The following is a 24314-nucleotide window of genomic DNA, read 5'->3' on the forward strand; positions in this document are numbered from 1 at the left end:
CCCCCCCCCCCCCTTGCCCGGTGTGGCCCGGCGGCTGGCATCGGCACCCAGACGCTGGGTATAGGCGGGATCGCCCAGCGCCCATTGTCCGTACAGCGCCTGTGCGATGCGGCGTGCCTGAGCCTGCCCCAGGCCGCTTTGCAGCAGGGCGCGGTAGCGTGCCTGGCGGTCAAAAGGTGTATTGCCGCATTGCCAGTAATCGGGATGGTCGCTGAGTGCGACCGGTGAGCTGGGCAAGGTGCCTGCATGCAGGCCTGCCGAGGACCAGGGCCAGGACTCTGCATCGCCGGTAATGCCGGTGCGCACGGGCAGGGTTTCCAGCCAGATCTGTGCAGGCAACAGCCAGGTGCCGGCTTCGACCAGCGTGGAGCGGTAGCGGCTGGAGAATACGCGTCCGGTACGCAGGCGTGCCGCCAGGTTGCGTCCCAGCGTCTGCATCAGTCTTGGCAATGCCTGGGCATCGGTGGGTGTGGCCAGCAGCAGGACCTGGTCGTACGACAGCGCCCAGGCATGCAGCGCGACCTGCTTTTCACGCGCGCCAGCCTTGAGCCAGGCAACCAGTTGGTTCAGGTGCTCGGTTGCCTGGGCCGTACCGTGATGGTTCAGTGCGGTGCTGAACGAGGCCTGGATCAGCTGGGGCTGACCAGGCGCGTAGAGTCGGGGAAGGCGTGCCATGCTGCGGGTGTCACTGGCCGGAAAGTGGATCAGGCACCCAGCCGTTCGGCGTGGAAGGCAAGGTGATCGGCGATGAAAGTCGAGATGAAATAGTACCCGTGATCGTAGCCGGCATGGCGGCGCAGCGTCAGTGGCTGGGCAGACTGGGCGCAGGCGGCTTCGAAGATGTCGGGCCGCAACTGGTTCGGCAGGAACTGGTCGGCCAGCCCCTGGTCGATCAGGATCCCTTCGGGAAACGGCGTGTGCGACTGTTTCATGAGTTCGCTGGCGTCATGCTGCTTCCAGGCGTCATGGTCCTTGCCCAGGTAATGGGTAAAGGCCTTGATGCCCCAGGGGCAGTGCGTGGGATTGGCAATGGGGGCGAAGGCCGATACCGAGCGAAAGCGCGTGGGATGGCGCAATGCCAGCGTCAGCGCGCCATGTCCGCCCATGGAGTGCCCGGTGATGCCGATGCGCTGCCGATCTGCGGGAAACTCGCCACTGGTGGCGATCAGGTCGAACAGCTCCTGGGCCACATAGCTTTCCATCCGGTAGTGTGCGGCCCAGGGTGTCTGCGTGGCATCGAGATAGAAGCCGGCACCGCTGCCGAAGTCCCAGTCATCGTCTTCGCCGGCGATGCCGGCACCGCGTGGACTGGTGTCGGGCGTGACCAGCATCAGGCCATGTTCGGCCGCGAAACGCTGTGCACCGGCCTTGATCATGAAGGTTTCTTCCGTGCAGGTCAGGCCCGCCAGGAAGAAAAGCACCGGCACCGGGCCTTCCTCGGCCTGGGGGGGTACATAGACCGAAAAGCGCATCGGCAGGCCGATAACCTGCGACTCGTGGCGGTAGTAACGCTGCCAGCCGCCGAAGCAGCGATGTTCACTGATACGTTCCAGCATGATCGGAATCCTCCTTGGTGTCTGCAATCGGGGCCAGCCGGTAGAACAGGTTGGGCTCACTGACCATATAGATCATACCGTCCTGGCCGAGTGTCAGGCCTTCGGCCTGTGGAATGTCCGGATCGCCGGGCTGGTGGCCGAGATGGCGGGCGCTGAGCGGCTGGCCGTTTTCATCGAGTTCCAGCAGCGCCTGCGACTGCTCGCTGAGCAACAGCAGGTGACCACGGGCCGGATCGAACTGGACAGCCGAAAAATCGCGGGCGAACCCGGTGGGTGCGAGCCAGTTGCTCAGGTCATGGATCCGGATGCCGTCGGGCGAGCAGTTCAGCACGTCGCGGCACAGGCCGTCGATGCGATAGAGGGCCTTGGGTGAATGTTCCTTGACGGCGTAGAGCCGGTCTTGTGCACGGTCGTAACTGAGGCCTTCGATGCCGCTGTTGCTTTTTTCGCCAGGCCCGACGGCAAAGCGTGGCGCGTGGGTCAGATCGATGGGGCCGGGCTGCTCGGGCAGGCGGGCGATGACGACCTGACCATGCTTTTCATCGCTCAGTGCAACCTGGCCATGTCCCAGATAGCTGATCCCCTCCGTGTCGGAGATGCCTTCCAGCGGATAGGCGGCCTTGAAGTTGCCCGCCAGATCGAGCGTGACCAGCGTGGGAGGTCGGTTCAGCACGGCCAGCAGTTCCTGACGCTCGCCGACGAAACTCAAGCCGGACAGGTTGTTGTCGATTTCGGGAATGCGATGCCACGAGACGACGCGGTAGTCCGGCAGCCAGAAGGCGCTGCTGCGATCCTGCTCATCGTTCCAGACGGTTTCATCCATTTGCCGGCCCTGGAACCAGGTGATCAGGGTATCGTGCAGGTGCTGGTAGCGTATGGCATAGAAGAGCCAGCCACCGAGCAGCGCGGTCAGGGACAGGATGATCAGGATGCGAGCGAACAGGCGGGCTGCCGTCGTACGCTTGGAGGCGGGCGGGGGTGAACTCACGCGAGATAATCCAGGAGGGTGCGGCTGGGGGCAAATTATATAGGCTATACCGGTGGCCGGAAGGGAACCAAATGTGTATGTCGTAGTCGAATTAGCACTCACCCCACAGGAGTGCTAATATAAATACCTTGTCGATCAATGATCGCTTTCAGGAGACTGCCTCCATGAAACACGCAAACCAGCCGCTGGCCCTGTCAGGCAATGCCCTGGCGGCAGCGGTTGCCAATCCGGGCGCACTGGGTTCGCTGGATGCCTACATTGCCACTGTCAACCGACTGCCGGTGCTGAGTGCCGAGCAGGAGAGTTCGCTTGCCCAACGCCTGCGTGATGAAGGTGATCTCGAGGCTGCGCGCCAACTGGTGCTTTCACACCTGAGGCTGGTCGTGTCCATCGCCCGCCAATACATGGGCTATGGACTGCCGCATGGCGACCTGGTGCAGGAAGGCAATATCGGCCTGATGAAGGCCGTCAAGCGTTTCGACCCGACACGCGGTGTGCGGCTGGTGTCGTTTGCCGTGCACTGGATCAAGGCCGAAATCCACGAATTCATCGTCCGCAACTGGCGACTGGTCAAGGTCGCCACCACCAAGGCACAGCGCAAGCTGTTCTTCAACCTGCGCAGCATGCGGCCCGACGGTCGTACGCTGGATCCCGAAGCGGTGCAGGGCATTGCCGACAAGCTCAATGTGCGCCCCGAAGATGTCGCCGAGATGGAAGTGCGCATGTACGGCCATGAGGTCGCGCTCGAAGCACCGGTCGATGCGGACGATGATCATCGCTTTGCGCCTGTGGCATGGCTGTCCGACGAAGGCGAGCAGGAGCCCAGTCAGGTGCTGGAGCGGCAGGCGCATGATGAACTGCAGAGCACCGGACTCAAGCGTGCCCTGGATGTGCTCGATCCGCGTGCCCGCCATATCGTCGAATCCCGCTGGCTGGGTGACGAAAGCGGCCCGACCCTGCAGGAGCTGGCACAGCAGTATGGCGTGTCGGCAGAGCGCATCCGCCAGATCGAGACGGCTGCGATGAAAAAAATGCGGGCGGCCCTGGCCGCCTGACGACGCAGTATATTGTGCGGTGCCTTGGCCGCGTATGACCCGCAGCAATCTGCGCTCTCGAATTCATTATCCGGCATGAGCAGCGTCCCCTATGAACGCCTGGTTGGCAAAGTATCGGAACTGAGCACGATGACAGGTCGCCAGGATTTTGTCTGGCGGCAGGGGGATCGTGGCGTCGGTGCGGTCGCGGCGACCGGGCTTGCCCTGGAAGGGCTGGCGGGTGCTGCGGCGAGTGCGGCAGCCAGTCAGGGCGATGCAACCGATCCCATCATGACTTTTCAATGCCGGGTAGGGCCGTATCCGGTGACCGGCTTTCTTGGAAACGTCGGGTTCGTCGACGAGGATGAAGTGATTGTGCTGGGGCAGCGTCAGGGTGACACTTGGGTTGCCCGGGCCGTTGCCCGACCATTGGATCGAACAATCTGGATGCCGCCACACAGCGGCCGTGGCCATCGGGCTTTCCTGAAAATGTTGCTGCTGGGCTGGGGATCGGCGTGCCTGCTGGGGTCTTTCCTGTTTGCCATGGTGATGGATATCAGCCACGGCATGCCGATGGACTGGTTCTGGTGGCTGACATCCAGTCTGGTCACGAGCGCGACGCTGATGCCGGTCGTCGGCCTGGTTGCGTGGCGCGTGTATCCCTACGCCGTGATGTCCAGTAGGCTGTTTCAGGCGTTGGGGCTGCCGAATCCCAGTCGGGTCAATCTGCCTCGGCTGACACGACAATACTTGCGTGGCACCCCTGATGCCACGTCGAGGTTCCACCCCATGACACCCTGGGTCTTTCGGTACTGAACCGCTCGCACGTTATGCGCGCATGAGGGTGCGTATATAGTCGACCTCTTCCTCCAGCAATGCCAGCCAGGCCTGGCAAGCGAGGGGATCGGCTGGTGTTGCGGCGTGTTTGCGCGCCTCGGCCTGAATGGCGTTTGTGGCCGCCTCCAACATGGCCTGTGCCTCGACTGGCGACTCACCGCCCTCCAGTAGCAGTTGCAGCCCTAGCGCCTGAGCGTGCTCCAACTGTCCGGCTGCAGTTCCTTCGCATTGATCCAGCGTGTACGCCATCGACATCATCAGCGTAATGGTATGCAAGGCACTCGGTTCGATCTGTTTTTCGCTGTCTTGCAGGGGATCACCGTACAGGATTGCCAGTTGCTCTCGCCGTGCCTGATGTCGTGCTTTGTCTGCCATGTTGCTTCCCTGTAAAACGCCACCATAACGGAACGATGCGGCGCGGCCAAGTGTGGCAAAGTCCCTGCTACACTGGATCGATGGAATGGTTGATCAGTGCTCTCGTGCAACTTCTTGGCGCGCTGTCTGTGATGGTGGCCATCGCGGCCGTGCTCCTTGGTGGGCTGTTGCTGCTGCTTGTCCTGTTTGACGGATCGGGTGGTCTCATCCTGAATAGTGTCGGTATCCTGGAACCGCTGCTGGTGCTGGGTATCGGCAATCTCATCTGTCTTGTACTCAACGCAGGTATCCTGGCGCTGCGCCGCGGGCATGCGGATCTCGACTGGTTGCGCGACCGTGTCGTGCGTCGGCAACTGTGGCCGGCGCTGCTGTTGCTGCCGGTGGGAGGCTTGCTGTTACTGTGACGGCTCGAGCACCCGATCGCGCCGCAATGCATTGAGCAGAAGGCGTCTGACCGTCAACAGCGTGCCATGGCGGTCAGGTGGCCTGACTGTAGTGCAGCAATCCCTCGATCAATACCAGTGCTGCTTCCTGCGTGAAGTCTCCCGCTTCCAGCATGGCGGTGACTTCCAAGGGAGATGCCGTTCGGATGGCCATGACTTCGCCGTCCTGGTTGGCGGGCCGCACGTCCGGCGACAGGATGCAATCGCTGACGATGATGTCTTCAAGCTGATAGCCTTCCGGCAGACGGCTGCGTACACGCCAGATGGTGCGCAGCGGGCTGCGCGAGTTCAGGTCCGCAGGCGCTAGCCCGGCTTCTTCGGCGCTTTCGCGCAGCAGTGCCGTTTCCATGCTTTCACCATAGGCGGCCAGGCCGCCCACCAGCGTATCCCACATGCCGGGATCGGTGGATTTGGTCAGGGCGCGTTGCGCGATCCAGAGATCGCCTTCAGGCGTCCATGCATTGAGATGCAGGGCGAATGTCAGCAGCCCGAAGGGCCGCACCGCACCACGCTCCAGGGCCGCAAAGACCTGGCCTGACGCGTCGGTGACGGGCAGCGTTTCGTCGCGCCAGGTGCGCAGGCAACCGGCATCGCGCAGTTTCAGCGCCAGCGCTGCAAGCGCTTCGTCCAGGGCCGGGCCGGGAGGAATGTCATGAAACAGTGCCATGCCATCGTCCTGGCGTATGCAGGCAGGGTCGTCGATCAGGGCGGCCTGTGCCGCCGGGTCGAGCCAGCCGCATAGCCTGCCGGCGATCCGTAGTGGCCGGCTGGCAGGCACGGGGCTGGATTCTGACTGCTGTTGGTAGCGTTGCTGCAGGCGTTGCAGGGTTTCGATGGCAACTGTGGGCAGCGCAGGGACGGGTATCATGAGCATGCGCTATTTTAGCGCGCAGGGTCTTGAGCAAAAAAAAGGACACCTGCAGGAGGTGTCCGGAATGCCCGTCTCTATTTGGGAGGGGAAGGAGGAGAAGCCGAGACGGGCAGGAAAACTGATGATATTCATGCAGCATCCAAGGGTTAGTCCCTGCCAGGTGGCGAAAGTTTCAGGAAATCCTGTATCTTTCCAATCAATTTGTATCTTTGTGTGGAGGCAGTCATGGCAGCAGATTCTTTCAATCCATTTGCAATACCGGGCGGTCTGGGGAGCATGGGGAGCAACCCTCTGCTGTCGGGCATGGACATGATGCAGCAGGCCTGGGGCGGTCTGGCTGGCCCACAGGGGCTGGCCAGTGGGCTGCCGTTGGCAGCAGGGCTGGATCCGCAGGAACTGGATCGTCGCATCACGGAACTCAAGACAGTGCAGGGCTGGTTGCAGTTCAACCTGTCCATGCTGAGCAATACCATCCAGAGTCTGGAGGTGCAGCGTGCCACGATGGCCGCCCTGCAGGGATTTTCCGATGGCCTGCTGGCAGCGGCACGGACCACCGGGCAGGCGGCAGAACGCAGCGAGGCGCAGGCAACGGCCGGCAAGGATGCCACTGCCGACACCGCCGGGTCACCGAAGCCGGTGAGTGGCACGACAAACGAGGCAGCCCAGGCGGTTTCGGCAGCGTTCGGACAGTCGTCGCAAGCCTGGTGGGATACCCTCAATACACAGTTCACCCAGATCCTGGATATGGTGCGAGTCAGTGATGTGGCTGTGGCACCTGCGGCATCGTCCGCGCCGACGCCGGCCAGCGCCCCGACCGGCAAGCCTGCCGGTGGCAGGGAAAAAACGGCGGTGGCCCGGAAAGCGACGGCCAACAAGAAAACGGCGACCAGCACGCCTGCTGCACGCAAGCCGGCCGTCAGAAAACCTGCTGCCCGCAAGCCTGCGACAGGCAAGGCGGCAGCAGATAAAAAGTAACGACCGCGCATGGCGGGGCCAGGGGCGGCATGACACAATATGCATATCTCAAACCTCGGGGATATGACCCATGTTGAATATCGTCATCCTGGCAGCCGGACGCGGCAAGCGCATGCAGTCCGATTTGCCCAAGGTGCTGCATCCCATCGCTGGCCGTCCCATGCTGGGCCACGTACTGGCCAGCGCCGAAGCGCTCGAGCCGGCGCGCGTGGTGGTCGTCATCGGCCATGGCGGCGAACAGGTGCGGCAGGCCTATGCCGACTGGCCCGGGATCCGCTTCGTGCTGCAGGAGCCGCAGCAAGGCACGGGTGATGCCGTGCGCCAGGCGGTGCCGGAACTGCTGGGCGGTGATGGCCCGGACGATGTCACGCTGGTGCTGTACGGCGATGTCCCGCTGGTACAGCCGGAAACCCTGCGACGTCTCCTGGCTGCACGAGGCCAGGGGCTGGCCCTGCTGACCGAAACGCTGGCCGATGCCTCGGGCTATGGACGCATCGTGCGCGATGCCGCCGGGGCCATCCAGCGCATCGTCGAGCACAAGGATGCGTCCGAGGCCGAACAGGCCATTCGCGAGGTCAATACCGGTATCCTGGCAGCCCCGACCAAGGCGCTGATCGGTTGGCTGGCGTCTCTGGATAATGACAACGCGCAGCAGGAGTACTACCTGACGGATGTTGTCGGCATGGCCGTGGAAAGCGGCGTGCCGGTGCAGGCGGCGCAACCTGCGGCTGGCTGGGAAACCCTGGGTGTCAACAGTCGTGCCCAGCAGGCAGCCCTCGAACGCGCCTGGCAGCAGGAGCTGGCCCGGCGCCAGCTCGAGGCTGGCGTGACGCTGGCCGATCCTGCACGCTTCGATGTGCGCGGTGAGTTGCTGTGTGGCCGGGATGTGTTCATCGATGTGGGTTGCGTGTTCGAAGGCCGTGTCGAGCTGGCCGATGGCGTGCATGTCGGTCCCCACTGCGTGTTGCGTGACGTGACCCTCGGTGCCGGCGTGCGCGTTGAGGCTTACAGCCATCTTGAGCGTGCCACGGCAGCCCAGGGTGCGAAGATCGGTCCCTATGCCCGTTTGCGACCCGGTGCCGAACTGGGCGAGAACAGTCATGTCGGCAACTTCGTCGAGGTCAAGAATGCCCGTATCGGCAAGGGCTCCAAGGCGAACCACCTGTCCTATGTCGGCGATGCCGAGGTGGGTGCCCGCGTCAATATCGGTGCCGGCACGATCACCTGCAATTACGATGGCGTCAACAAGCACAAGACCGTGATCGAGGATGATGCCTTCATTGGTTCCGACTCCCAGCTGGTGGCACCGATCACGGTCGGTGCCGGTGCCACGATCGGCGCGGGCACCACGCTGACGCGTGATGCGCCGGCCGGCCAGTTGACGGTGTCGCGCACCCGGCAGACCAGCATCGAAGGCTGGGAACGGCCCGTCCGCACGTCGTGACCGGCGGTTTGCCGATGCCCCGCCGCCTGTGGGCGGCGGTCGTGCTGTTGCTGGGCATCGGCCTGACGGTGCTCGACGCCAGCAGTCTCAATGTGGCGCTGCCGGCGATTTCCGACGAGTTCGGCGTGCAGCCGGCATCGGTGGTCTGGATCGTCAATGCCTACAGCCTGACCGTGCTGTCGCTGCTGCTGCCGCTGGCCGCCGTGGCCGAGCGGGTCGGGTTCAGGCGCATGTTCGTGTGCGGCATGAGTCTGTTCCTGGCTTCGGCTGCGCTGGGGGCGCTATCCACCTCACTGCCCTGGCTGATTGCGGCGCGCATGGGGCAGGGCGTGGGTGCCGCCAGCCTGATGTGTCTGTTCGGTGGCCTGGTGCGTGCCATCTACCCCCGTGAAATGCTGGGGCGGGGCATCAGCTGGAACGCCATGACGGTCGGCATGACGGCGGTGCTGGGGCCGTCGATCGGATCGACGATCCTGGCGGCAGGCTCCTGGCGCTGGATTCTGTTGCTGAGTCTGCCGATCGGCCTGCTGGCGCTGGCCGGTGTACGCAAGCTGCCGGAAGTGCCGGCTGTGCGTACGCCATTCGACATGACCAGTGCCCTGCTCAGCATGCTGATGTTCGGGCTGTTCGTGGTGGGACTGGATCATCTGGCCAGTCATCCGTTGCGAGCGCTGGCGATGATGGCTCTGGCGGTCTTGCCGGGCCGGTTGCTGTACGTGCGCTCGCGTCGTCAGGCGGCACCCCTGGCACCCGTGGATCTGCTGCATATTCCGGCCATCGGTTTTGCGGTCAGTGCCTCGGCATTCATGTTTGCGGCACAGATGGCCACCATTGTCTCGCTGCCGTTCTATTTCCTGAAGGTACTGGGGCGTGATTATCTGGAGCTGGGCATGCTGATGGGGGCCTGGCCGATCGGGACGGCGGTGATGGCACCGGTGGCTGGATGGCTGTCGGACCGGGCGCCTGCCGCGCGGCTGTCGGCCATCGGTGCCGCCGTGATGGTGGCCGGGCTGGCTACGTTGCTGAGTCTGCCGAAGGACGTCGGCAATGGCTGGATCATGTTGACCATGACGCTGACCGGCATCGGTTTCGGTTTTTTCCAGACCCCCAACAATCGGGCCATGCTGTCGTCGGCTCCGCTGGAGCGCAGTGGTGCGGCTGGCGGCATGCAGGCGACCACCCGGGTATTCGGACAGAGCGTGGGGGCCGCTTGTGTGGCGGTGGGGTTTGGCCTGCATGATACGCAGGGACCGATACTGGGGTTGTGTGCGGCGCTGCTGTGTGCGTCGGCCGCGGTGGCGCTCAATCTGTGGCGGATGCGGGCGGAGTGAGGGCGATCCGGGTATCGAACTTGGCCCGGTTGATGGAAAAGAAGGTCCGTACGTTGCGGACATTCTTCTGCCCCGTGAAGAAGCGATGTGCCAGTGCGTGGTAGGCCGGCATGTCGACGACCTCGATGATCAGCACGAAATCCGGCCCTTGCGAGACTCGATAGCACTGCTGAATGGCGGTTTCGGCCTGGGCGGCCATCTCGAATGCGGACAGGTGTTCCTCAGCCTGCTGGTCGAGCGTGATCTCGACGATGGCGGTCAGGCTGGGGCGGATGCGGCTGGCGTCGAGCAGCGCGACCTGGCGTGCGATCACGCCGGTTTCGACGAGCCGTCGCACACGCCGCAGGCAGGTGGCGGGCGAGGTATGACTCAGGTGTGCCAGCTCCTGGTTGGTCAGGGCGCTGTTTTCCTGCAATAGCGCGAGGATGCGGTGGTCTGTATCGTCGAGCTCGATGCGTGTGGATGCTGCAACAGTCATGATGGTCGTGATGCCTGCTATGTATGGAGGTGTGAGCCTGGCTTGTGCTGTGCGAGCGCATGCAGGGGATACTGATGTGGGCATCCTGTGTTCAATCCGCTTTAATGATATTAAATTTCTAAAAAAATAAATATAGGAAATAAAATTTCCTGACAAGTATGTATGGAAATTAAATTTCCATATTAATTAAAAAAAGAAATCATATTTCTCCATGCCTGCCGCACAATGCACCCATCTCAATTCATTCGGGCTGCGATAGCCTTTTTACTGGAGCGGATTCTATGTGTGGCATTGTCGGCGCCGTGGCGCAACGTGATATCACCCCTGTGCTGGTCGAAGGTCTGCGACGGCTCGAATACCGTGGCTATGATTCCTGCGGCGTGGCCGTGCATGCCGATGGGCAGTTGCGCCGTTCGCGCAGCACGCAGCGCGTGGCCGAGCTGGCCGAGCAGATCGAGCATGATCACCTGGCCGGGTTCACCGGTATTGCCCATACCCGCTGGGCCACGCATGGCGCGCCTGTCACTCAGAATGCGCACCCCCACTTTTCCGGGCTGAACCTGGACGAGCCGCGTATCGCGCTGGTGCACAACGGCATCATCGAGAACCATGACGAGCTGCGCGCCGAACTGACCCAGATCGGCTATACCTTCGTCAGCCAGACCGACACCGAGGTGGTCGCGCATCTGGTCGATCACCTGTATGCCGGGGATCTGTTCGAGGCCGTGCAGCAGGCCGTGCGTCGCCTGCAGGGTGCCTATGCCATCGCCGTATTCTGCCGCGACGAGCCGCACCGCGTGGTCGGTGCCCGTCAGGGCTCGCCGCTGGTGGTCGGCGTCGGCGAGGGCGAGAATTTTCTGGCGTCGGATGCGCTGGCACTGGCAGGCACGACGGACCGGATCATCTATCTCGAAGAAGGCGACGTGGTCGATCTGCAGCTCAACGGGGTCTGGGTCGTCGATGCCGAGGGCCGTCGCGTCGAGCGCGAAATCCATGTGGTGCACGTGCATACCGGCGCTGCAGACCTGGGACCGTATCGCCACTTCATGCAGAAGGAAATTTTCGAACAGCCGCGTGCGGTGGGCGATACCCTGCAGGATATCGAGTCGATCACCCCCGAACTGTTCGGCGACCAGGCCTACAAGATTTTCAAGCAAGTGGACTCGGTCCTCGTGCTGGCCTGCGGCACCAGCTATTACGCTGGTCTGACTGCCAAGTACTGGATCGAATCCATCGCCCAGGTGCCGGTGTCGGTCGAAATCGCCAGCGAATACCGCTACCGCGACAGCGTGCCCAATCCCAACAGCCTGGTCGTGACCATTTCCCAGTCGGGCGAAACGGCCGATACGCTGGCTGCGCTCAAGCATGCCCGCAGCCTTGGCATGCAGCACACCCTGACGATCTGCAACGTGGCGACCAGCGCCATGGTGCGCGAGTGCGCGCTCAACTTCATCACGCGCGCCGGTGTCGAGATCGGGGTGGCTTCGACCAAGGCTTTCACCACGCAGTTGACGGCCTTGTTCATGCTGGCCCTGTCCCTGGCGCAAGTGCGGGGAAGGCTGAGCGAAGAGGCCGAGGCGCAGCACATCAAGGCGTTGCGTCATCTGCCAACGGCGATTGGCGCGGTACTGGCCCTGGAGCCTCAGATCATTGCCTGGGCAGAGCGCTTTGCCGGCAAGGAGAATGCATTGTTCCTGGGGCGCGGCATGCACTACCCGATCGCCCTCGAAGGCGCGCTCAAACTCAAGGAAATCAGCTACATCCATGCCGAGGCCTACCCGGCCGGCGAACTCAAGCATGGCCCGCTGGCCCTGGTGACCGAGCATATGCCGGTGGTGGTGGTGGCACCGCACGATGCCCTGCTGGAAAAGCTCAAATCCAATATGCAAGAAGTGCGCGCACGCGGCGGCGACCTGTATGTGTTTGCCGATGCCGACAGCCGCATCGCCTCGTCCGAAGGCACCCACGTGATCCGTATGCCGGAACACTACGGCATGCTGTCCCCCATCCTGCATACGGTGCCTTTGCAATTGCTGTCGTATCACACGGCCTGCGCGCGGGGCACCGATGTGGACAAGCCACGGAACCTTGCAAAGAGTGTCACTGTCGAATAAAGGTTACAACCTTGTCTGACAGGAGTGCACGATGAAGAAGATCGCAATGCTGGCGGCGCTGGCGCTGGTGCCGATGATGGCCTGGAGTGCCGGCAACCATGCCGGTGGACACGGCGACCAGGCCCAGGGCGCAGCCAGCGAGCCAGCCCATGGGCAGGCCGGGCATGGTGCTGCCGCACATGATCATGGTACGGCTGGTGGTCACGCCGCTGTCGATATCGGTCAGCCGGGTGATGCTGCCCAGGCCAGCCGTACGGTCGACGTGTCCATGGATGACATGATGCGCTTCTCGCCAGCCAGGATCGATGTGGCTGCCGGGGAAACCGTACGCTTCGTCGTGCACAACAATGGCGACATTGCCCATGAAATGGTGCTGGGATCGCTCGAAGACCTGCGCGCACATGCCGTACAGATGCGCGAGCAACCGGGCATGGCACATGCGGAGCAGAATGCCGTCAGCCTGGAGGGCAAGGCCAGTGGCGAACTGGTCTGGACATTTGGCCAGGCCGGCACGGTGGACTTTGCCTGCCTGCTGCCCGGGCATTCCGAGGCTGGCATGGTCGGTCAGATCTCGGTGATCTGATTTCCTTATCGCGTCAGCGCAGCGCCAGAGCGCTGCGCATGCGCGCATGGCATTCCGGCAGTCGTGCCCGGATGGCCTTCAGCCTGCCGTCGTGCCAGATCATATGGCGCGCCGGATCGTGCTTGGGCGCGGCCCACACAGGGTCTGGAAAGTGCAGGTCATCCTGCCAGCGCGGGATCAGGTGCCAATGCAGGTGCGGCACCATGTTGCCGAGCGAGGCCAGGTTGATCTTGTGAGGCTGCAGCGTGTCGCGCAGCGCCTGTTCCACCGTCCATACCGCCTGCATCAGGTGCGCTCGCGCTGCGGCTGGCAGATCGGTCATCTCGGCGGCATGTTCGCTCCAGATTACGCGGGTGAAGCCCGGATAAGCCGGATCATCGACGGCAATGACGCGCAGTTGCTCATCGTGCCAGATCAGCTCTTCTCCCTGTGGTTGGCAGAGCGGGCAAGAGGCGGGTGTTTCAGTATGCATGGCTCGGCAGGGTCTGTGCGAGGCTTCTTTTAAGTGAGTGTGGCGGGCCCTGGCGTGTCAGGAGGCCTCGTGGAATTGCGACTCGATCGACGGTTCCTGGTAGACCGGAGCCTGGTCAGCGCCCTCGAGTGCCAGCACCACGGCCTTGAGCACTTCGATGCGGGCGCGGCGCTTGTCGTTGGTTGCTACCACGTGCCAGGGGGCGTGTGGTGTGTCGGTGCGGCGCAGCATCTCGTCGGCAGCGGTCTTGTAGGTGTTCCAGCGGTTGCGGTTGCGCCAGTCCTCGTCGGTGATCTTGTAGTGCTTGATGCTGGAACGCATGCGTTCCTCGAAGCGCTTGAGCTGTTCGTCCTTGGTGATGGCCAGCCAGAATTTCAGTACCAGCGTGCCATTGGCGACCATCTGGGCCTCGAAGTTGTTGATCTCGCCATAGGCCCGCTGCCATTCTGCCGGCTTGGCGAATTTCTCGACCCGCTCGACCAGCACGCGACCGTACCATGAGCGGTCGAATATCGCGATGTGTCCGTGACGCGGCAGGGGACGCCAGAAGCGCCACAGGTAGGGGCGGGCCCGTTCTTCCTCGCTGGGGGCGGCAACCGGATAGACATCGTAGTAGCGGGCGTCGAGTACGTCGGTGATGCGGCGGATGGCCCCGCCCTTGCCGGCGGCGTCCTGGCCTTCGAAGGCGATGACCATCGAGCGGTGCGCAAATTCTGGAGTCCGGGCGGCCCGGGCCAGTCGGGCCTGCCAGTGTTGCAGTTCCGACTCGTAATCGGTTTTTTCCAGGGTCGGGGCATAGTCCATGCCGGTCAGGCGCACGGTATGGGGGTTGAGCGGGACGCTGGTCGGGGTGTGGATAGTGACCCTGCGGGCAGGTTTCTGGCGCAGGGCATCCAGGACGGCCAGTCCGGTGCGCACGCTGCGCAGACTGTCGTTGGCGCTGGGAATGATGACCCAGGGCGCGTGGTCCTGGTGGGTCAGGCCGATGGTCTCCTCAGCTGCCTGGCGAAGGCGCTTGAAGCGTTTCTGAACCTTGATGTCTGCGTCGGTCACCCGCCAGGCGGTGTCTGGATTGGCCAGCAGGTTTTCGGTACGCTTTTTCTGGGCCTTGGCCGACAGGTGATACCAGAGCTTGATGATCTGGACGCCTTCCTGGGCAAGCATGGCCTCGAACTGGTTGATCTGTGATGCATACTGGCGGATGCGATCAGGATCGGGTTTCTTGCGGCTGGCCTCGGTCAGCAGCGAGCCATACCAGGAACCGAAGATGACCCCTGTCTCGCCCTTGGCCGGCAGATCGCGCCAGTAGCGCCACATGGCCGGGCGCATGGCTTCGAGGTCGCTCAGTTCTCCGTATGCCAGCGTGCGGATGTGGCGCGGGTCCATCCAGTTGTTGAGCTGGTTGATGGTCGAGCCCTTGCCGGAGCCATCGACACCGGCCACCACGATCAGCAGAGTCTGCCGCTGGTCGTCAACTCGGCGATACTGTTCCCGCAGCAGGTCGGTACGCAGATCTTCGATGAAGTCTGCGGATTGCTGTGCCTTGGGCAGAGATGGGTCGTTTTCGGCTTCCTCGAACATGCCGGATTCCTGATCTTCTATGAATGGAAAGCGTAATATACGCATGTTCAACCGGTTATGTCATATGAATTCCAGATCCAATCCCTACCAGCGCGTGGCCATTGCCTACTCCCATTGGGGCGTGGAGGAAGTGGTCGCCGCGTTGCGTGAATCACGCGAGGTCACGCACAAGATCCGCTATCTCGGCCGCATCCGCGAGTTGCCTTCGCGCGAGGCGGTGGCCAGTGTGGTGCGTGGCTGTGCAGCCAGTCTGTTTCCCACACACTACGGGCACGCCGACCTGACCGAGGAGAGCATCGACTATTTCGTCGGCACCACGCTCAGTTCGACCCTGGCGGTGTTGGTCGAGCAGGTGCGCCGGGCGCTGTTCTTCGTGCAGGGACGCGAGCCGGGAACCGACGAGACCATCGAGGCCCAGGCAGTCGAGCTGACGCGCCGGTTTGCTGCTGCGTTGCCGGGTATCCGTGCGCTGCTGGTCAGCGATATCCGGGCCGCCTACCAGGGCGACCCGGCTGCCGGCAGCGTGTCCGAAGTGCTGCTGTGCTATCCCGGCGTCAGCGCGATCATTTCGCATCGCCTGGCGCATGAGCTGTATCGCCTGGGCGTGCCGATGCTGGCGCGGCTGATCTCCGAGATCGCTCATTCCGAAACCGGGATCGATATCCATCCCGGCGCACAGATCGCCGAGAGCTTCTTCATCGATCACGGTACCGGGGTGGTGATCGGCGAAACCGCCATCATTGGCCGCAATGTCCGGCTCTACCAGAATGTCACGCTGGGGGCCAAGCGCTTCCCGGTGGCTGAGGATGGTTCGCTGGTCAAGGGCAATGCCCGCCATCCCATCGTCGAGGACGATGTGGTCGTCTATGCCGGAGCCACCATCCTGGGGCGGGTGACCATCGGGCGTGGCTCGGTGATCGGCGGCAACGTCTGGCTGACCCATGACGTGCCGGCCGGCAGCAGTATCAGCCAGGCGCGCTGTTCCTGATTTTTCTTCTCATTTCAGGGCTTTGGTGTCATGATGCGCAGCTTGGTGCCGTTACGCGCTGTATCTTGTCGCCGCCATGCCGGTCATACGGCTGCAAGATAACGCATGCGAGAATGCCACCAGTTCGAGTGGCTGTTTTCGACCTGTCCGCAGAGACGGGGGAAAGACCGATAGGGCCTTAACCTTGTTTAACCGGATGCAGAATCATGATGTTCAAGCTGTTGAAGAGGCTTGCCCTCGGCGGGGTGGGCCTTGTGGCCGTGGTTGCGCTGCATGCAGGCATCAATCAGATGACTGGCAATTTCCATGAGGTCATCGACGGGCAGGTGTACCGTTCAGCACAGCCGGATGGCGATGACCTCAGGGAATATGTCGAAGAATATGGCATCCGCACGGTCCTGAACCTGCGTGACGAAGATCACGGTGAATGGTACCAGGAAGAAAGTCAGGCTGCGGCAGCGCTGGGTGTCCGGTTGGTCGACTATCCGGTCAGCTCGGGCAAGGGGTTGAGCGTGGCAGCAGCAGAGGAGCTTGCCCTGCTGATGCAAACGCTGCCCAAGCCATTGCTCATCCATTGCGAGCATGGTGCAAATCGCACCGGGCTGGCCTCTGCCATCTATGTCGATGCCGTTGCCAAGGGATCGGAACTGGCGGCTTTCTGGCAACTGAGCCCCTACTACGGGCACGTGCCGATCAAGGGTATTGGCCGATATGCCATTTTTACGTCGTACCTGGATTTTCAGCGGCTCAGTGAAATGTAGGGCAGTGACTAGTCTGGCCTGATTTCCCAGCCCTGATCGCAAACCTGAATACGGTTGCCGCCGACCTGTGCGACCGTTTCCACGACGGTCCGGGCAAAGGCCTGGGCCAGCGCCGATGGGGCAAACGAACCCGGCAGCAGAAAGCCATAGCGCAAGTGCAGCGCGGGCTCGAAATCGAGCAGCACCAGTCCGGGCACCCTGGAGGCCAGCACCGGATCTGACAGGGTCAGCCCCATCCCCAGCGAGGCCATCATGCAGGCAGATTCGCCGGTTGATGTTTCTGCCACGATCTGGAGTTCGATGCCCTGGCGAGCGCAGAGTTCATCTGTAAACTGCCGCAGCAAGGTAGACGTGCGCAGCGCAATGAAGGGCTGGTCTCGCAGGTCTTCGGGGCGCAGAACCTTCCTGTCGGCCAGTGGATGGCCTTCGGGCATGGCCACCACGATCCTGGCTTCGGCAAAGGGCTGTGTCCGCAGGCCCGGAAAGTCCAGAGGCAGGGCGGCCATGCCGAAGTCGAATTTCTGTCCCGACATCCAGAGTCCGACATCCACACGCGAGCGAACTTCCAGCGATACCCGGGCACTTGGGTACAGCCTGGAAAAGGCATGGATGGCATTGGGCATGATGCCATGGGCGAAGTAGGGCTGGGTGACGATGTGCAGCCAGGCCTCGTGGTGCGAGCGAATGGATTTGGCGACACGGGAGATATCCTGCAGACCATCCAGGATGTGGCGGGTGCCTTCGTAGAAGCGCAGGCATTCACGGGTGGGCAGCAGTCCCCGGCCCTGGCGCACGAACAACGGAAAGCCGACCTCGTCCTCCAGGGCCGCCAGCAGGCGACTGATCTGTGGCTGGGTGCGGTTCAGCATTTGTGCGCCTTCGGTGACGCTGCCTGTCTCGAGCACTGCCTTCAGTGCCTGGAGTCGTTTCAGACTCATAGGGGTTTTCCCTTATTTTGTAGATAAAAAGCAGTTTAACTTGGGGGTGCAGCAATCCTGTGATGCGGGCCATATGCGGCGATACGACAGAGTATGACGGAATTATGCCGAATGCGCATTCACTCATGCGAATAAGGAAATTGACGTACTGTTTGATACCCCTCTAGCATGGGTACATCGGATGCGTTGCAGAAGCGTCCAATTAAAATATCAAGGCAGCTTCTCGTGTCTAGCACCATTTATACTTTCCCGACCAAGCAGGTGACGCCAGGCCTGTTCGCGCAAGATGCCGAGGGCATCGAAGCGCTGTCCTGGGATACGGTCGGCCAGTATTTCCCGATCCGGTGCGAACGTGCCTACATGAACAATGCTTCGATCGGTGCCCTGAGCACGCCGGTGATCGATGCCGTTGACCGGTTCATGCATGATGTGCGCGACCATGGTCGCAACAATTATCCGCACTGGTGCAAATATGCCGACGATGTCATCAAGGCTCGCATTGCCCGCCTGATCGGTGCCCGACGCGAAGAGATCGCCTTCGTCAAGAATACGACAGAAGGCCTGGTCAATGTTGCCAATGGCTTTCCGTGGCGCGAGGGTGACAATGTCATTCTGGCGGATATCGAATATCCGTCCAATGTCTATTGCTGGATGAAGCTGGCCGCGCGTGGCGTGTCGGTGCGCTGGGTCAAGAATCGCCAGGGGCGTATCCTTGTGGATGATATCCGCGCCCAGATGGATGATCGGACTCGCATGGTGTCGCTCAGCGCGGTGCAGTTTTCCAATGGTTTTCGCCTGGACGTGGCGGCGGTCGCGGCATTGTGCGCCGAGCGTGGTGCCTACCTGAACCTGGATGCCATCCAGTGGGCGGGCGCACTGGCGATGGATGTCGAAGCGCTGGGGGTGCACTTCCTGTCGGTGGGCGGCCACAAGTGGATGCTGGCACCGATAGGCACGGGTTTCTTCTATTGCCGCCGTGATGTACTGGAACTGCTGGACCCGCCGAGCGTGGGCTACCATTCCGTCACCAGCACCGACGAAGACCACATGGATTACGTGCTGGAATATCGCAAGGACGCCGGCCGCTTCGAAGAGGCGCTGGCAAATTTCACCGGTCTGTGGGGGCTGGATACGGCAGTCCGCATTCAACTGGCCCTGGGCTCGCAGCAGATCGAGCAGCACATCATGAACCTGACCGGGCACGCCGTCGAGGCGCTCAGGCAGAAAGGTTATGTGATCGTCAGTTCGCAGGGGGCGGAAGAACGCTCGGGCAATCTGTCTTTCCGACACCCGGGTGGTGTCGACGTGTATGCCATCGCGGCGCAGTTGCGCGAGGAGGGGGTGGACGTTGCGGTACGGGGCGGCAATCTGCGGATGTCGGCGACGTATTTCAATGATCTGGCCGATGTGGATCGGATGATATCCGCATTGCCCGGTGCCGCGTGACGGCATGGGCAGTGTGGTGGGCGTAGGATTCGACTCGAAAAGGGGAAAAACGATGGGTCTGCATATCTGGAAGCGACTCGGGGCGGCAGCAGGCATGAGTGTCCTGCTGGGCAGCATCTCCGTTCCCACTTTGGCCGATGAGGCTGTCAAGCGTGGTGGTACGCTGCGCTACGGTACGGTATCCGAAGTTGCATCACTGGATCCGCATGTTGCTGGAGGAAGTGCCTGGCGTGCTTTGGTAGGGGTGCTCTACAGCCCCTTGGTGACCTACGACAAGAACGGCGATATCGTGTCTGCCCTGGCAGCCAGCTGGGAACAGCCCGATCCTCAGACTCTGGTGTTCCACCTGCGTGAGGATGCCCGTTTCCAGGATGGCTCGCCGGTGACGGCCGAGGATGTCCGGTTTTCGCTGGACCGGATTGTCGATCCGGCCACGGGGGCAACGCTGCGGGCCAATCTGCAGGGTGCGCGCATCGAGACGCCTGACGCCCGCACGATTCGTATCAGCAAGGACAGCCCCGATGTGACGCTGCTGTCCGTGTTGGCGCTGACCGAGGCGGCCATTGTGCCCAAGCAGTGGGTGCAGGGCGGTGCCAATCTCAAGGTGGAGGCCAATGGTTCCGGTCCTTTCCGCCTGGCCAGTTATGAGCCGTCGGTGCGTGCCAGCCTGGAGCGCAACCCGTCTTACTATGTCGAAGGTCAGCCCTATCTGGAAGGCGTCGATTTTCGCATGATCAAGAGTGATGATGCGCGAGTGAACGCGCTGCGCAGCCAGTCGCTCGACATGATCGACTTCGTGCCCTGGAAAGATATCGCGTCGCTCAGCCGCAACCCGGCATTCGAGGTGGATACGGCTGGCGGGGCGTTCATGAGCGTCTGGTTCAACGCCACGCGCAAGCCGTTCGACGATCCGCGTGTGCGCCAGGCCGTGTCCTATGCACTGGATCGTGATGCCGTCTCGAAGGCCGCGTTCTTCGGTCATGGCACGCCGATCACGGGTGCGCCCACGGCATCGGATTCACAGTATTTCAATCCTGGCTTCGAAGGTACCTACAACCGGGACCTGGACAAGGCTCGCGCGCTGCTGGCCGAAGCAGGCTATCCCGATGGCCTGGACATGTCGCTGCTGGTGTTCCAGGGGCTGGGCATCTACACCACGACGGCGCAGATCCTGCAGGCCAATCTCAAGGAGGCCGGCATCAACCTGACACTGGAGCCGGTCGAGTGGGCCACGCTGGTCGAGCGCAAGAACCGTGGTGACTACGATGCCATGATCTATGGCGTGTCGGTCAAGCTGCCCGATCCCGATGCCTACGCCTATTACCTGGGTGCGGATTCCAGTTTCTGGGCCAAGCCGATCGGTTATCGCGATGACCAGCTCGAGCAGTTGCTGGCCCAGGGTCGCGCACAGACCGACCCCGAGCAACGCAAGCTGATCTATCGCGATGTCGAGCAGCGCGTGCTGGAAACCAGTCCGTGGGTATTCATCAACTGGCGTGAACAGGCCCAGGGCTATGCCCGCAAGGTGCAGGGCTACCAGCAACTGGGGGGTGCCCTGAGCGAAAGCAGTCCGGCCATTTCGTTGCCGACGATCTGGATAAAGTAAAGCAGGAAGCAGGCGGCCATGCCGGCATTCATTGCCCGACGCCTGCTGGCTGCGCTGGTCAGCCTGTCGCTGGCGGCATGTGTGGTGTTTTTTGCCATCCACATGTTGCCAGGCGATCCGGTGACCATGATGTTGGGAGAACAGGCGGGCAGTGACCCGCAGGCAGTTGCGCATATGCGTGCGCAACTGGGGCTGGATCAGCCTCTGGCGGTGCAGTTTCGGCAGTGGGGGGCGCAGGTGTTCCGGGGGGAATTTGGAACATCCTTGCGCACTGGCGAAGCGGTATCGTCGGAGTTGATACGCCGCATTCCGCGTAGTCTCGAGCTGATTGCGGCGGGCTTGGCCATTGCCGTGCTTCTGGGTGTGCCGCTGGGGGTGGTGGCCGCACGGAAGCGCGGCAAGGCGGCCGGCATGCTGGCCTCGGTCGTTGCCGTGGCTGGTTTTTCTTCACCGGTGTTCGTGCTGGGTATCGTGCTTGTGCTGGTATTCAGCCTCTGGCTGCCGTGGCTGCCTTCGTCGGGCTACGTGCCTTTTGCCGACGATCCGGTGGCGCACCTGATGTGTCTGGCGCTGCCGGCACTCACGGTGGGTCTGAATTTCATGGGGGTGGTCGCACGCATGATGCGCGCCAGCCTGACCGATACGATGGGCAAGGACTATGTGCGGCTGGCACGGGCCAAGGGCCTGTCGTCGGCGCACGCCATACGGCGTCATGCCTTGCCCAATGCCATCGCGCCCGTGGTGGCCATCGTGGGTATCCGGGCTGGCAGCATGTTGGGTGGCATGGTGATCATCGAGGCACTGTTCGACTGGCCTGGCCTCAGTTCGCTGCTGGTCAGCGCGGCCTTCGCGCGCGACTATCCGGTGATACAGGGCTGTCTGCTGGCCATCTTCGGTATTTTCATCCTGATCAGTCTGGCGGTGGATCTGATCCAGGGGATGCTTGATCCACGCATGCGGGGGAAAGGCTGATGGCGACCCTGTCGATGCGTCTGGCCGGTCATGGCCGCTCGATCGTGGCATGGCTGTCGGCAGGCTTTCTGGGGCTGCTGGCGCTGGCCGCGCTGGCTGCGCCCTGGCTGGGTCTGGCCGATCCCTACGCCATCAACGCTGCCAATCTGCTGGCCTCGCCGGATGCTGCGCATTGGCTGGGTACGGATGAGCTGGGGCGCGATCTGCTGTCCAGGGTGATCTATGGGGCGCGCGTCTCGCTTGGCGTGGCAACCGCAGCCGTGCTGGTAGCCGGCATTTCCGGCGTAGCCATCGGGGTTTGTGCGGCGTTCGCCGGACGTCGCCTGCAGGCGGCCATCGTGCGACTCATCGATGTGCTGGTGTCGCTGCCCGAGACGTTTGTGGCGCTGGTGGTGCTGGCCTTCATCGGTGGCAGCCTGCCGACGCTGGTCATGACAATCGGCCTGCTGTATTGCCCGCAGTTCGCACGGGTGACCTGGGGGGTGGCACGCAGCATCCAGGCGCGTGAGCATGTCCTGGCGGCCCAGTCTCTGGGGGCGGGCACCGGCTGGATCATCCGTCGCGAGATACTGCCCAACATGCATTCCATCATTGCCGTGCAGGCATCCTTTACCTTCTCGTTCGCGATGTTGCTTGAGGCCGGCCTGAGCTTTCTCGGTCTGGGTGTGCGCCCGCCCACGCCCTCATGGGGGCAGATGGTGGGCACGCTCAAGGATTACCTGTTCACCAATGCCTGGCCGGTCCTGGTGCCGTCGATTGCGCTGTTCCTGACAGTACTGGCGGTCAATATCCTGGGCGACTGGCTGCAGGATAGGCTCAACCCGGAGCTGCAGCGATGACGGTGTCACACGATGTCCTGCTCGAGGTGCGCAATCTCCAGACGGTATTCGAGACCCACGAAGGTGATGTGCGAGCCGTCGATGGTGTCAGTTTCAGCCTGCGGCGGGGCGAAGTGGTCTGCCTGGTTGGCGAGTCGGGTTCCGGCAAGACGGTGACCGGCTTTTCCATCCTGGGTCTGGTCGATGCGCCGGGGCGTGTGGCAGCCGATGCGCTGTTGTTCGATGGGCAGGATCTGCTGACGATATCCCCGGAGGTGTTCGACGGCCTGCGTGGGCGGCGGATTGCGATGATCTTCCAGGAGCCGATGTCGGCGCTCAACCCATCGATGCGGGTCGGGGAGCAGATTGCCGAGGTGATTCGCATCCATGAGCGTGGCGTGTCTCAGGCACAGGCCATGGCGCGTGCCGTGGCGTTGCTGGAGCGGGTCGGGATTCGCGAGGCAGGCCGGCGTGCCCGGGCCTGGCCGCACGAGCTGTCGGGCGGCATGCGCCAGCGGGTGATGATCGCGATTGCCTGCGCATTGTCGCCGGATCTGATCATTGCCGATGAGCCGACCACGGCCCTGGATGTGACCGTACAGGCCCAGGTGCTTGAACTGCTGTTTTCCATCCAGGCCGAAACGGGGTCTGCGGTGTTGTTCATTACACATGATCTGGGCGTCGTGGCCGAGATTGCGGACCGCGTGATCGTGATGCGCCAGGGGCGCATTGTCGAGGAGGGGCCGGTCGCGCAGATTTTTTCCGCACCGCAGGCAGACTACACGCGTGCGCTGCTGGCGGCGGTCCCGAACGTGGATGCGCGTCGCGATCCGCAACGGCGTCTGGCGGACCATTCATGAGTATTCCGATCCTGCAGGTAGAAGGCCTGAGCAAGACATTCGTGACGCGGCGTACCCTGCTCGGCAGGCCACGCGAGACGGTACAGGCGGTGTGTGACGTCAGCCTGGTGATCGAGGCCGGCACGACGCTGGCTGTCGTAGGCGAATCGGGGTCCGGCAAGAGTACCCTGGGGCGTTGCATCACGGCACTGGAGCGCGCTGATGCGGGCCGTGTGCAATTGGCCGGTTTCGATGTGCCGGGATTGCATGGGCGGGATGAGATGTTGCGTTTCCGTCGCTGTGTGCAGACTATTTTCCAGGATCCGTATTCCAGCCTGAATCCGCGTCGGCGGGTGGGGGATGCAATCATGGATGGCATGGCCATCCACCGGCTGCATACGCCCCGGGAACGGCAGGATCGCATGGTGGCGCTGTTGCAGCGGGTGGGGTTGTCTCCTGACCATGCCCGTCGCTATCCACACCAGTTCTCCGGTGGGCAGCGTCAGCGGATTGCGATCGCCCGGGCGCTGGCGCTCGAACCGGCCTTCATCGTGGCCGACGAGGCGGTATCGGCGCTGGATGTGTCGATCAAGGCGCAGGTGCTGGATCTGATGGCGGATCTCCAGGCCGAGCATGGCCTGACTTACCTGTTCATTTCGCACGATCTGGGTGTGGTGCGGCATTTTGCCGATCGCGTGGCGATCATGGAGGCCGGACGGCTGGTCGAAGAGGGCCAGACCGATCAGATTTTCGAGGCACCGGCACAGGCCTATACGCAGCGCCTGATTGCTGCCGTGCCTCGTCCGGACCCGACGCGGCGGCGTTTTCGGCGCAGTGCCGAGCAGGTTGAATAGACCCGGATCT

At 62.6% G+C, this 24314-nt stretch carries 25 protein-coding genes; 16 read left to right on the plus strand and 9 right to left on the minus strand.

The genetic code is table 11. The features are described from left to right. The 3 genes from ABN482_RS12815 to ABN482_RS12825 form a co-directional block, all read right to left on the minus strand. On the minus strand, positions 1-675 hold a 675-nt coding region (locus ABN482_RS12815; protein WP_349504365.1), incomplete at its 3' end, for a hypothetical protein. A 29-nt stretch (positions 676-704) separates the two neighbouring features. Further along, positions 705-1556, minus strand: coding sequence for an S-formylglutathione hydrolase (fghA, locus tag ABN482_RS12820; protein ID WP_349504366.1), 852 nt, complete (start codon positions 1554-1556; stop codon positions 705-707). Next, entirely contained in the window at positions 1537-2544 is a 1008-nt protein-coding gene (locus ABN482_RS12825; protein WP_349504367.1) for an SdiA-regulated domain-containing protein, read from the minus strand. Before ABN482_RS12825 ends, fghA begins: the two co-directional genes overlap by 20 nt. A gap of 164 nt (positions 2545-2708) precedes the next feature. Here ABN482_RS12825 and rpoH point away from each other — a divergent pair, with 164 nt between their 5' ends. Both rpoH and ABN482_RS12835 read left to right on the plus strand, forming a co-directional pair. Next, positions 2709-3599 (plus strand): RNA polymerase sigma factor RpoH, encoded by an 891-nt coding sequence (rpoH, locus tag ABN482_RS12830; RefSeq protein ID WP_349504368.1) that lies wholly within the window; start codon positions 2709-2711, stop codon positions 3597-3599. A 75-nt stretch (positions 3600-3674) separates the two neighbouring features. Continuing rightward, positions 3675-4394, plus strand: coding sequence for a putative type VI secretion system effector (locus ABN482_RS12835; RefSeq protein WP_349504369.1), 720 nt, complete (start codon positions 3675-3677; stop codon positions 4392-4394). 12 nt (positions 4395-4406) lie between these two features. Here ABN482_RS12835 and ABN482_RS12840 read toward each other — a convergent pair whose 3' ends face one another. Continuing rightward, on the minus strand, positions 4407-4790 hold the full coding sequence (locus ABN482_RS12840; RefSeq protein WP_349504370.1) for a hypothetical protein: 384 nt from the start codon (positions 4788-4790) through the stop codon (positions 4407-4409). An 80-nt stretch (positions 4791-4870) separates the two neighbouring features. On the opposite strand from ABN482_RS12840, the gene ABN482_RS12845 reads away from it, so the two are divergent. After that, a complete protein-coding gene (locus ABN482_RS12845; protein WP_349504371.1) occupies positions 4871-5194 on the plus strand; it encodes a hypothetical protein in 324 nt (107 codons plus the stop codon). 73 nt (positions 5195-5267) lie between these two features. Here the strand turns inward: ABN482_RS12845 and ABN482_RS12850 are convergent, their stop codons facing one another. Continuing rightward, complete coding sequence (locus ABN482_RS12850; RefSeq protein ID WP_502877294.1) at positions 5268-6083, minus strand: NUDIX hydrolase; 816 nt, start codon at positions 6081-6083, stop codon at positions 5268-5270. Positions 6084-6329: 246 nt separating this feature from the next. On the opposite strand from ABN482_RS12850, the gene ABN482_RS12855 reads away from it, so the two are divergent. The 3 genes from ABN482_RS12855 (at position 6330) to ABN482_RS12865 (ending at position 9854) form a co-directional block, all read left to right on the plus strand. Then, positions 6330-7079 carry a PhaM family polyhydroxyalkanoate granule multifunctional regulatory protein gene (locus ABN482_RS12855; RefSeq protein ID WP_349504373.1) on the plus strand — a complete coding sequence of 250 codons (750 nt, stop codon included), beginning with the start codon at positions 6330-6332 and terminating at the stop codon, positions 7077-7079. Between the two features lie 70 nt (positions 7080-7149). Further along, positions 7150-8523 (plus strand): bifunctional UDP-N-acetylglucosamine diphosphorylase/glucosamine-1-phosphate N-acetyltransferase GlmU, encoded by a 1374-nt coding sequence (gene glmU, locus ABN482_RS12860; protein ID WP_349504374.1) that lies wholly within the window; start codon positions 7150-7152, stop codon positions 8521-8523. Between the two features lie 14 nt (positions 8524-8537). Then, positions 8538-9854, plus strand: coding sequence for an MFS transporter (locus ABN482_RS12865; protein ID WP_349504375.1), 1317 nt, complete (start codon positions 8538-8540; stop codon positions 9852-9854). Here the strand turns inward: ABN482_RS12865 and ABN482_RS12870 are convergent. Then, on the minus strand, positions 9826-10332 hold the full coding sequence (locus ABN482_RS12870) for an Lrp/AsnC family transcriptional regulator (RefSeq protein ID WP_349504376.1): 507 nt from the start codon (positions 10330-10332) through the stop codon (positions 9826-9828). The genes ABN482_RS12865 and ABN482_RS12870 overlap by 29 nt on opposite strands. Before the next feature lie 281 nt (positions 10333-10613). Here ABN482_RS12870 and glmS point away from each other — a divergent pair, with 281 nt between their 5' ends. Together glmS and ABN482_RS12880 are read left to right on the plus strand one after the other, a co-directional pair. Then, positions 10614-12446: a glutamine--fructose-6-phosphate transaminase (isomerizing) gene (gene glmS / locus ABN482_RS12875; RefSeq protein WP_109062898.1), complete on the plus strand. Its 1833-nt coding sequence runs from the start codon at positions 10614-10616 to the stop codon at positions 12444-12446. A gap of 31 nt (positions 12447-12477) precedes the next feature. Continuing rightward, positions 12478-13029, plus strand: coding sequence for a cupredoxin domain-containing protein (locus ABN482_RS12880; protein ID WP_349504377.1), 552 nt, complete (start codon positions 12478-12480; stop codon positions 13027-13029). Between the two features lie 13 nt (positions 13030-13042). Here the strand turns inward: ABN482_RS12880 and ABN482_RS12885 are convergent, their stop codons facing one another. Both ABN482_RS12885 and pap read right to left on the minus strand, forming a co-directional pair. Further along, positions 13043-13501, minus strand: coding sequence for an HIT family protein (locus ABN482_RS12885; RefSeq protein WP_349504378.1), 459 nt, complete (start codon positions 13499-13501; stop codon positions 13043-13045). Positions 13502-13558: 57 nt separating this feature from the next. Further along, a complete protein-coding gene (gene pap / locus ABN482_RS12890) occupies positions 13559-15082 on the minus strand; it encodes a polyphosphate:AMP phosphotransferase (RefSeq protein WP_349504379.1) in 1524 nt (507 codons plus the stop codon). A 64-nt stretch (positions 15083-15146) separates the two neighbouring features. Here pap and epsC point away from each other — a divergent pair, with 64 nt between their 5' ends. Together epsC and ABN482_RS12900 are read left to right on the plus strand one after the other, a co-directional pair. After that, entirely contained in the window at positions 15147-16070 is a 924-nt protein-coding gene (gene epsC, locus ABN482_RS12895; protein WP_349504380.1) for a serine O-acetyltransferase EpsC, read from the plus strand. A 206-nt stretch (positions 16071-16276) separates the two neighbouring features. Then, the gene (locus ABN482_RS12900; RefSeq protein WP_349504381.1) at positions 16277-16831 is read left to right on the plus strand and encodes a dual specificity protein phosphatase family protein; all 555 of its coding nucleotides are present in this window, start codon (positions 16277-16279) and stop codon (positions 16829-16831) included. Positions 16832-16839: 8 nt separating this feature from the next. On the opposite strand, the gene ABN482_RS12905 is transcribed toward ABN482_RS12900, so the two are convergent. Then, positions 16840-17769, minus strand: coding sequence for a LysR family transcriptional regulator (locus ABN482_RS12905; protein WP_349504382.1), 930 nt, complete (start codon positions 17767-17769; stop codon positions 16840-16842). Between the two features lie 225 nt (positions 17770-17994). On the opposite strand from ABN482_RS12905, the gene ABN482_RS12910 reads away from it, so the two are divergent. From ABN482_RS12910 to ABN482_RS12935, 6 genes are read left to right on the plus strand one after another with little or no spacing between them, the layout of a single operon-like run. Continuing rightward, complete coding sequence (locus ABN482_RS12910; protein ID WP_349504383.1) at positions 17995-19215, plus strand: aminotransferase class V-fold PLP-dependent enzyme; 1221 nt, start codon at positions 17995-17997, stop codon at positions 19213-19215. 52 nt (positions 19216-19267) lie between these two features. Further along, positions 19268-20821: an ABC transporter substrate-binding protein gene (locus ABN482_RS12915; protein WP_349504384.1), complete on the plus strand. Its 1554-nt coding sequence runs from the start codon at positions 19268-19270 to the stop codon at positions 20819-20821. Between the two features lie 18 nt (positions 20822-20839). Next, positions 20840-21793 (plus strand): ABC transporter permease, encoded by a 954-nt coding sequence (locus ABN482_RS12920; RefSeq protein WP_349504385.1) that lies wholly within the window; start codon positions 20840-20842, stop codon positions 21791-21793. After that, positions 21793-22632, plus strand: a complete 840-nt coding sequence (locus ABN482_RS12925; protein WP_349504386.1) for an ABC transporter permease — start codon at positions 21793-21795, stop codon at positions 22630-22632. The genes ABN482_RS12920 and ABN482_RS12925 overlap by 1 nt, the downstream gene beginning before the upstream one ends. Beyond that, entirely contained in the window at positions 22629-23471 is an 843-nt protein-coding gene (locus ABN482_RS12930) for an ABC transporter ATP-binding protein (protein WP_349504387.1), read from the plus strand. The genes ABN482_RS12925 and ABN482_RS12930 overlap by 4 nt, the downstream gene beginning before the upstream one ends. After that, a complete protein-coding gene (locus ABN482_RS12935; protein WP_349504388.1) occupies positions 23468-24304 on the plus strand; it encodes an ATP-binding cassette domain-containing protein in 837 nt (278 codons plus the stop codon). Before ABN482_RS12930 ends, ABN482_RS12935 begins: the two co-directional genes overlap by 4 nt. Positions 24305-24314 lie beyond the last annotated feature (10 nt).

The organism is Corticimicrobacter sp. (assembly GCF_040137905.1).
Taxonomy (GTDB): Bacteria; Pseudomonadota; Gammaproteobacteria; order Burkholderiales; family Burkholderiaceae_B; genus Corticimicrobacter.

Bases quoted from the DNA above. Each gene is read 5' to 3' on its own strand.
- epsC (WP_349504380.1), top strand. From the start codon at position 15,147: ATGAATTCCAGATCCAATCCCTACCAGCGCGTGGCCATTGCCTACTCC.
- pap (WP_349504379.1), bottom strand. From the start codon at position 15,082: ATGTTCGAGGAAGCCGAAAACGACCCATCTCTGCCCAAGGCACAGCAA.
- ABN482_RS12925 (WP_349504386.1), top strand. From the start codon at position 21,793: ATGGCGACCCTGTCGATGCGTCTGGCCGGTCATGGCCGCTCGATCGTG.
- ABN482_RS12865 (WP_349504375.1), top strand. From the start codon at position 8,538: ATGCCCCGCCGCCTGTGGGCGGCGGTCGTGCTGTTGCTGGGCATCGGC.
- ABN482_RS12930 (WP_349504387.1), top strand. From the start codon at position 22,629: ATGACGGTGTCACACGATGTCCTGCTCGAGGTGCGCAATCTCCAGACG.
- ABN482_RS12855 (WP_349504373.1), top strand. From the start codon at position 6,330: ATGGCAGCAGATTCTTTCAATCCATTTGCAATACCGGGCGGTCTGGGG.
- ABN482_RS12845 (WP_349504371.1), top strand. From the start codon at position 4,871: ATGGAATGGTTGATCAGTGCTCTCGTGCAACTTCTTGGCGCGCTGTCT.
- glmS (WP_109062898.1), top strand. From the start codon at position 10,614: ATGTGTGGCATTGTCGGCGCCGTGGCGCAACGTGATATCACCCCTGTG.
- glmU (WP_349504374.1), top strand. From the start codon at position 7,150: ATGTTGAATATCGTCATCCTGGCAGCCGGACGCGGCAAGCGCATGCAG.
- rpoH (WP_349504368.1), top strand. From the start codon at position 2,709: ATGAAACACGCAAACCAGCCGCTGGCCCTGTCAGGCAATGCCCTGGCG.
- ABN482_RS12900 (WP_349504381.1), top strand. From the start codon at position 16,277: ATGATGTTCAAGCTGTTGAAGAGGCTTGCCCTCGGCGGGGTGGGCCTT.
- ABN482_RS12870 (WP_349504376.1), bottom strand. From the start codon at position 10,332: ATGACTGTTGCAGCATCCACACGCATCGAGCTCGACGATACAGACCAC.
- ABN482_RS12880 (WP_349504377.1), top strand. From the start codon at position 12,478: ATGAAGAAGATCGCAATGCTGGCGGCGCTGGCGCTGGTGCCGATGATG.
- ABN482_RS12920 (WP_349504385.1), top strand. From the start codon at position 20,840: ATGCCGGCATTCATTGCCCGACGCCTGCTGGCTGCGCTGGTCAGCCTG.
- ABN482_RS12835 (WP_349504369.1), top strand. From the start codon at position 3,675: ATGAGCAGCGTCCCCTATGAACGCCTGGTTGGCAAAGTATCGGAACTG.
- fghA (WP_349504366.1), bottom strand. From the start codon at position 1,556: ATGCTGGAACGTATCAGTGAACATCGCTGCTTCGGCGGCTGGCAGCGT.
- ABN482_RS12915 (WP_349504384.1), top strand. From the start codon at position 19,268: ATGGGTCTGCATATCTGGAAGCGACTCGGGGCGGCAGCAGGCATGAGT.
- ABN482_RS12840 (WP_349504370.1), bottom strand. From the start codon at position 4,790: ATGGCAGACAAAGCACGACATCAGGCACGGCGAGAGCAACTGGCAATC.
- ABN482_RS12935 (WP_349504388.1), top strand. From the start codon at position 23,468: ATGAGTATTCCGATCCTGCAGGTAGAAGGCCTGAGCAAGACATTCGTG.
- ABN482_RS12905 (WP_349504382.1), bottom strand. From the start codon at position 17,769: ATGAGTCTGAAACGACTCCAGGCACTGAAGGCAGTGCTCGAGACAGGC.
- ABN482_RS12885 (WP_349504378.1), bottom strand. From the start codon at position 13,501: ATGCATACTGAAACACCCGCCTCTTGCCCGCTCTGCCAACCACAGGGA.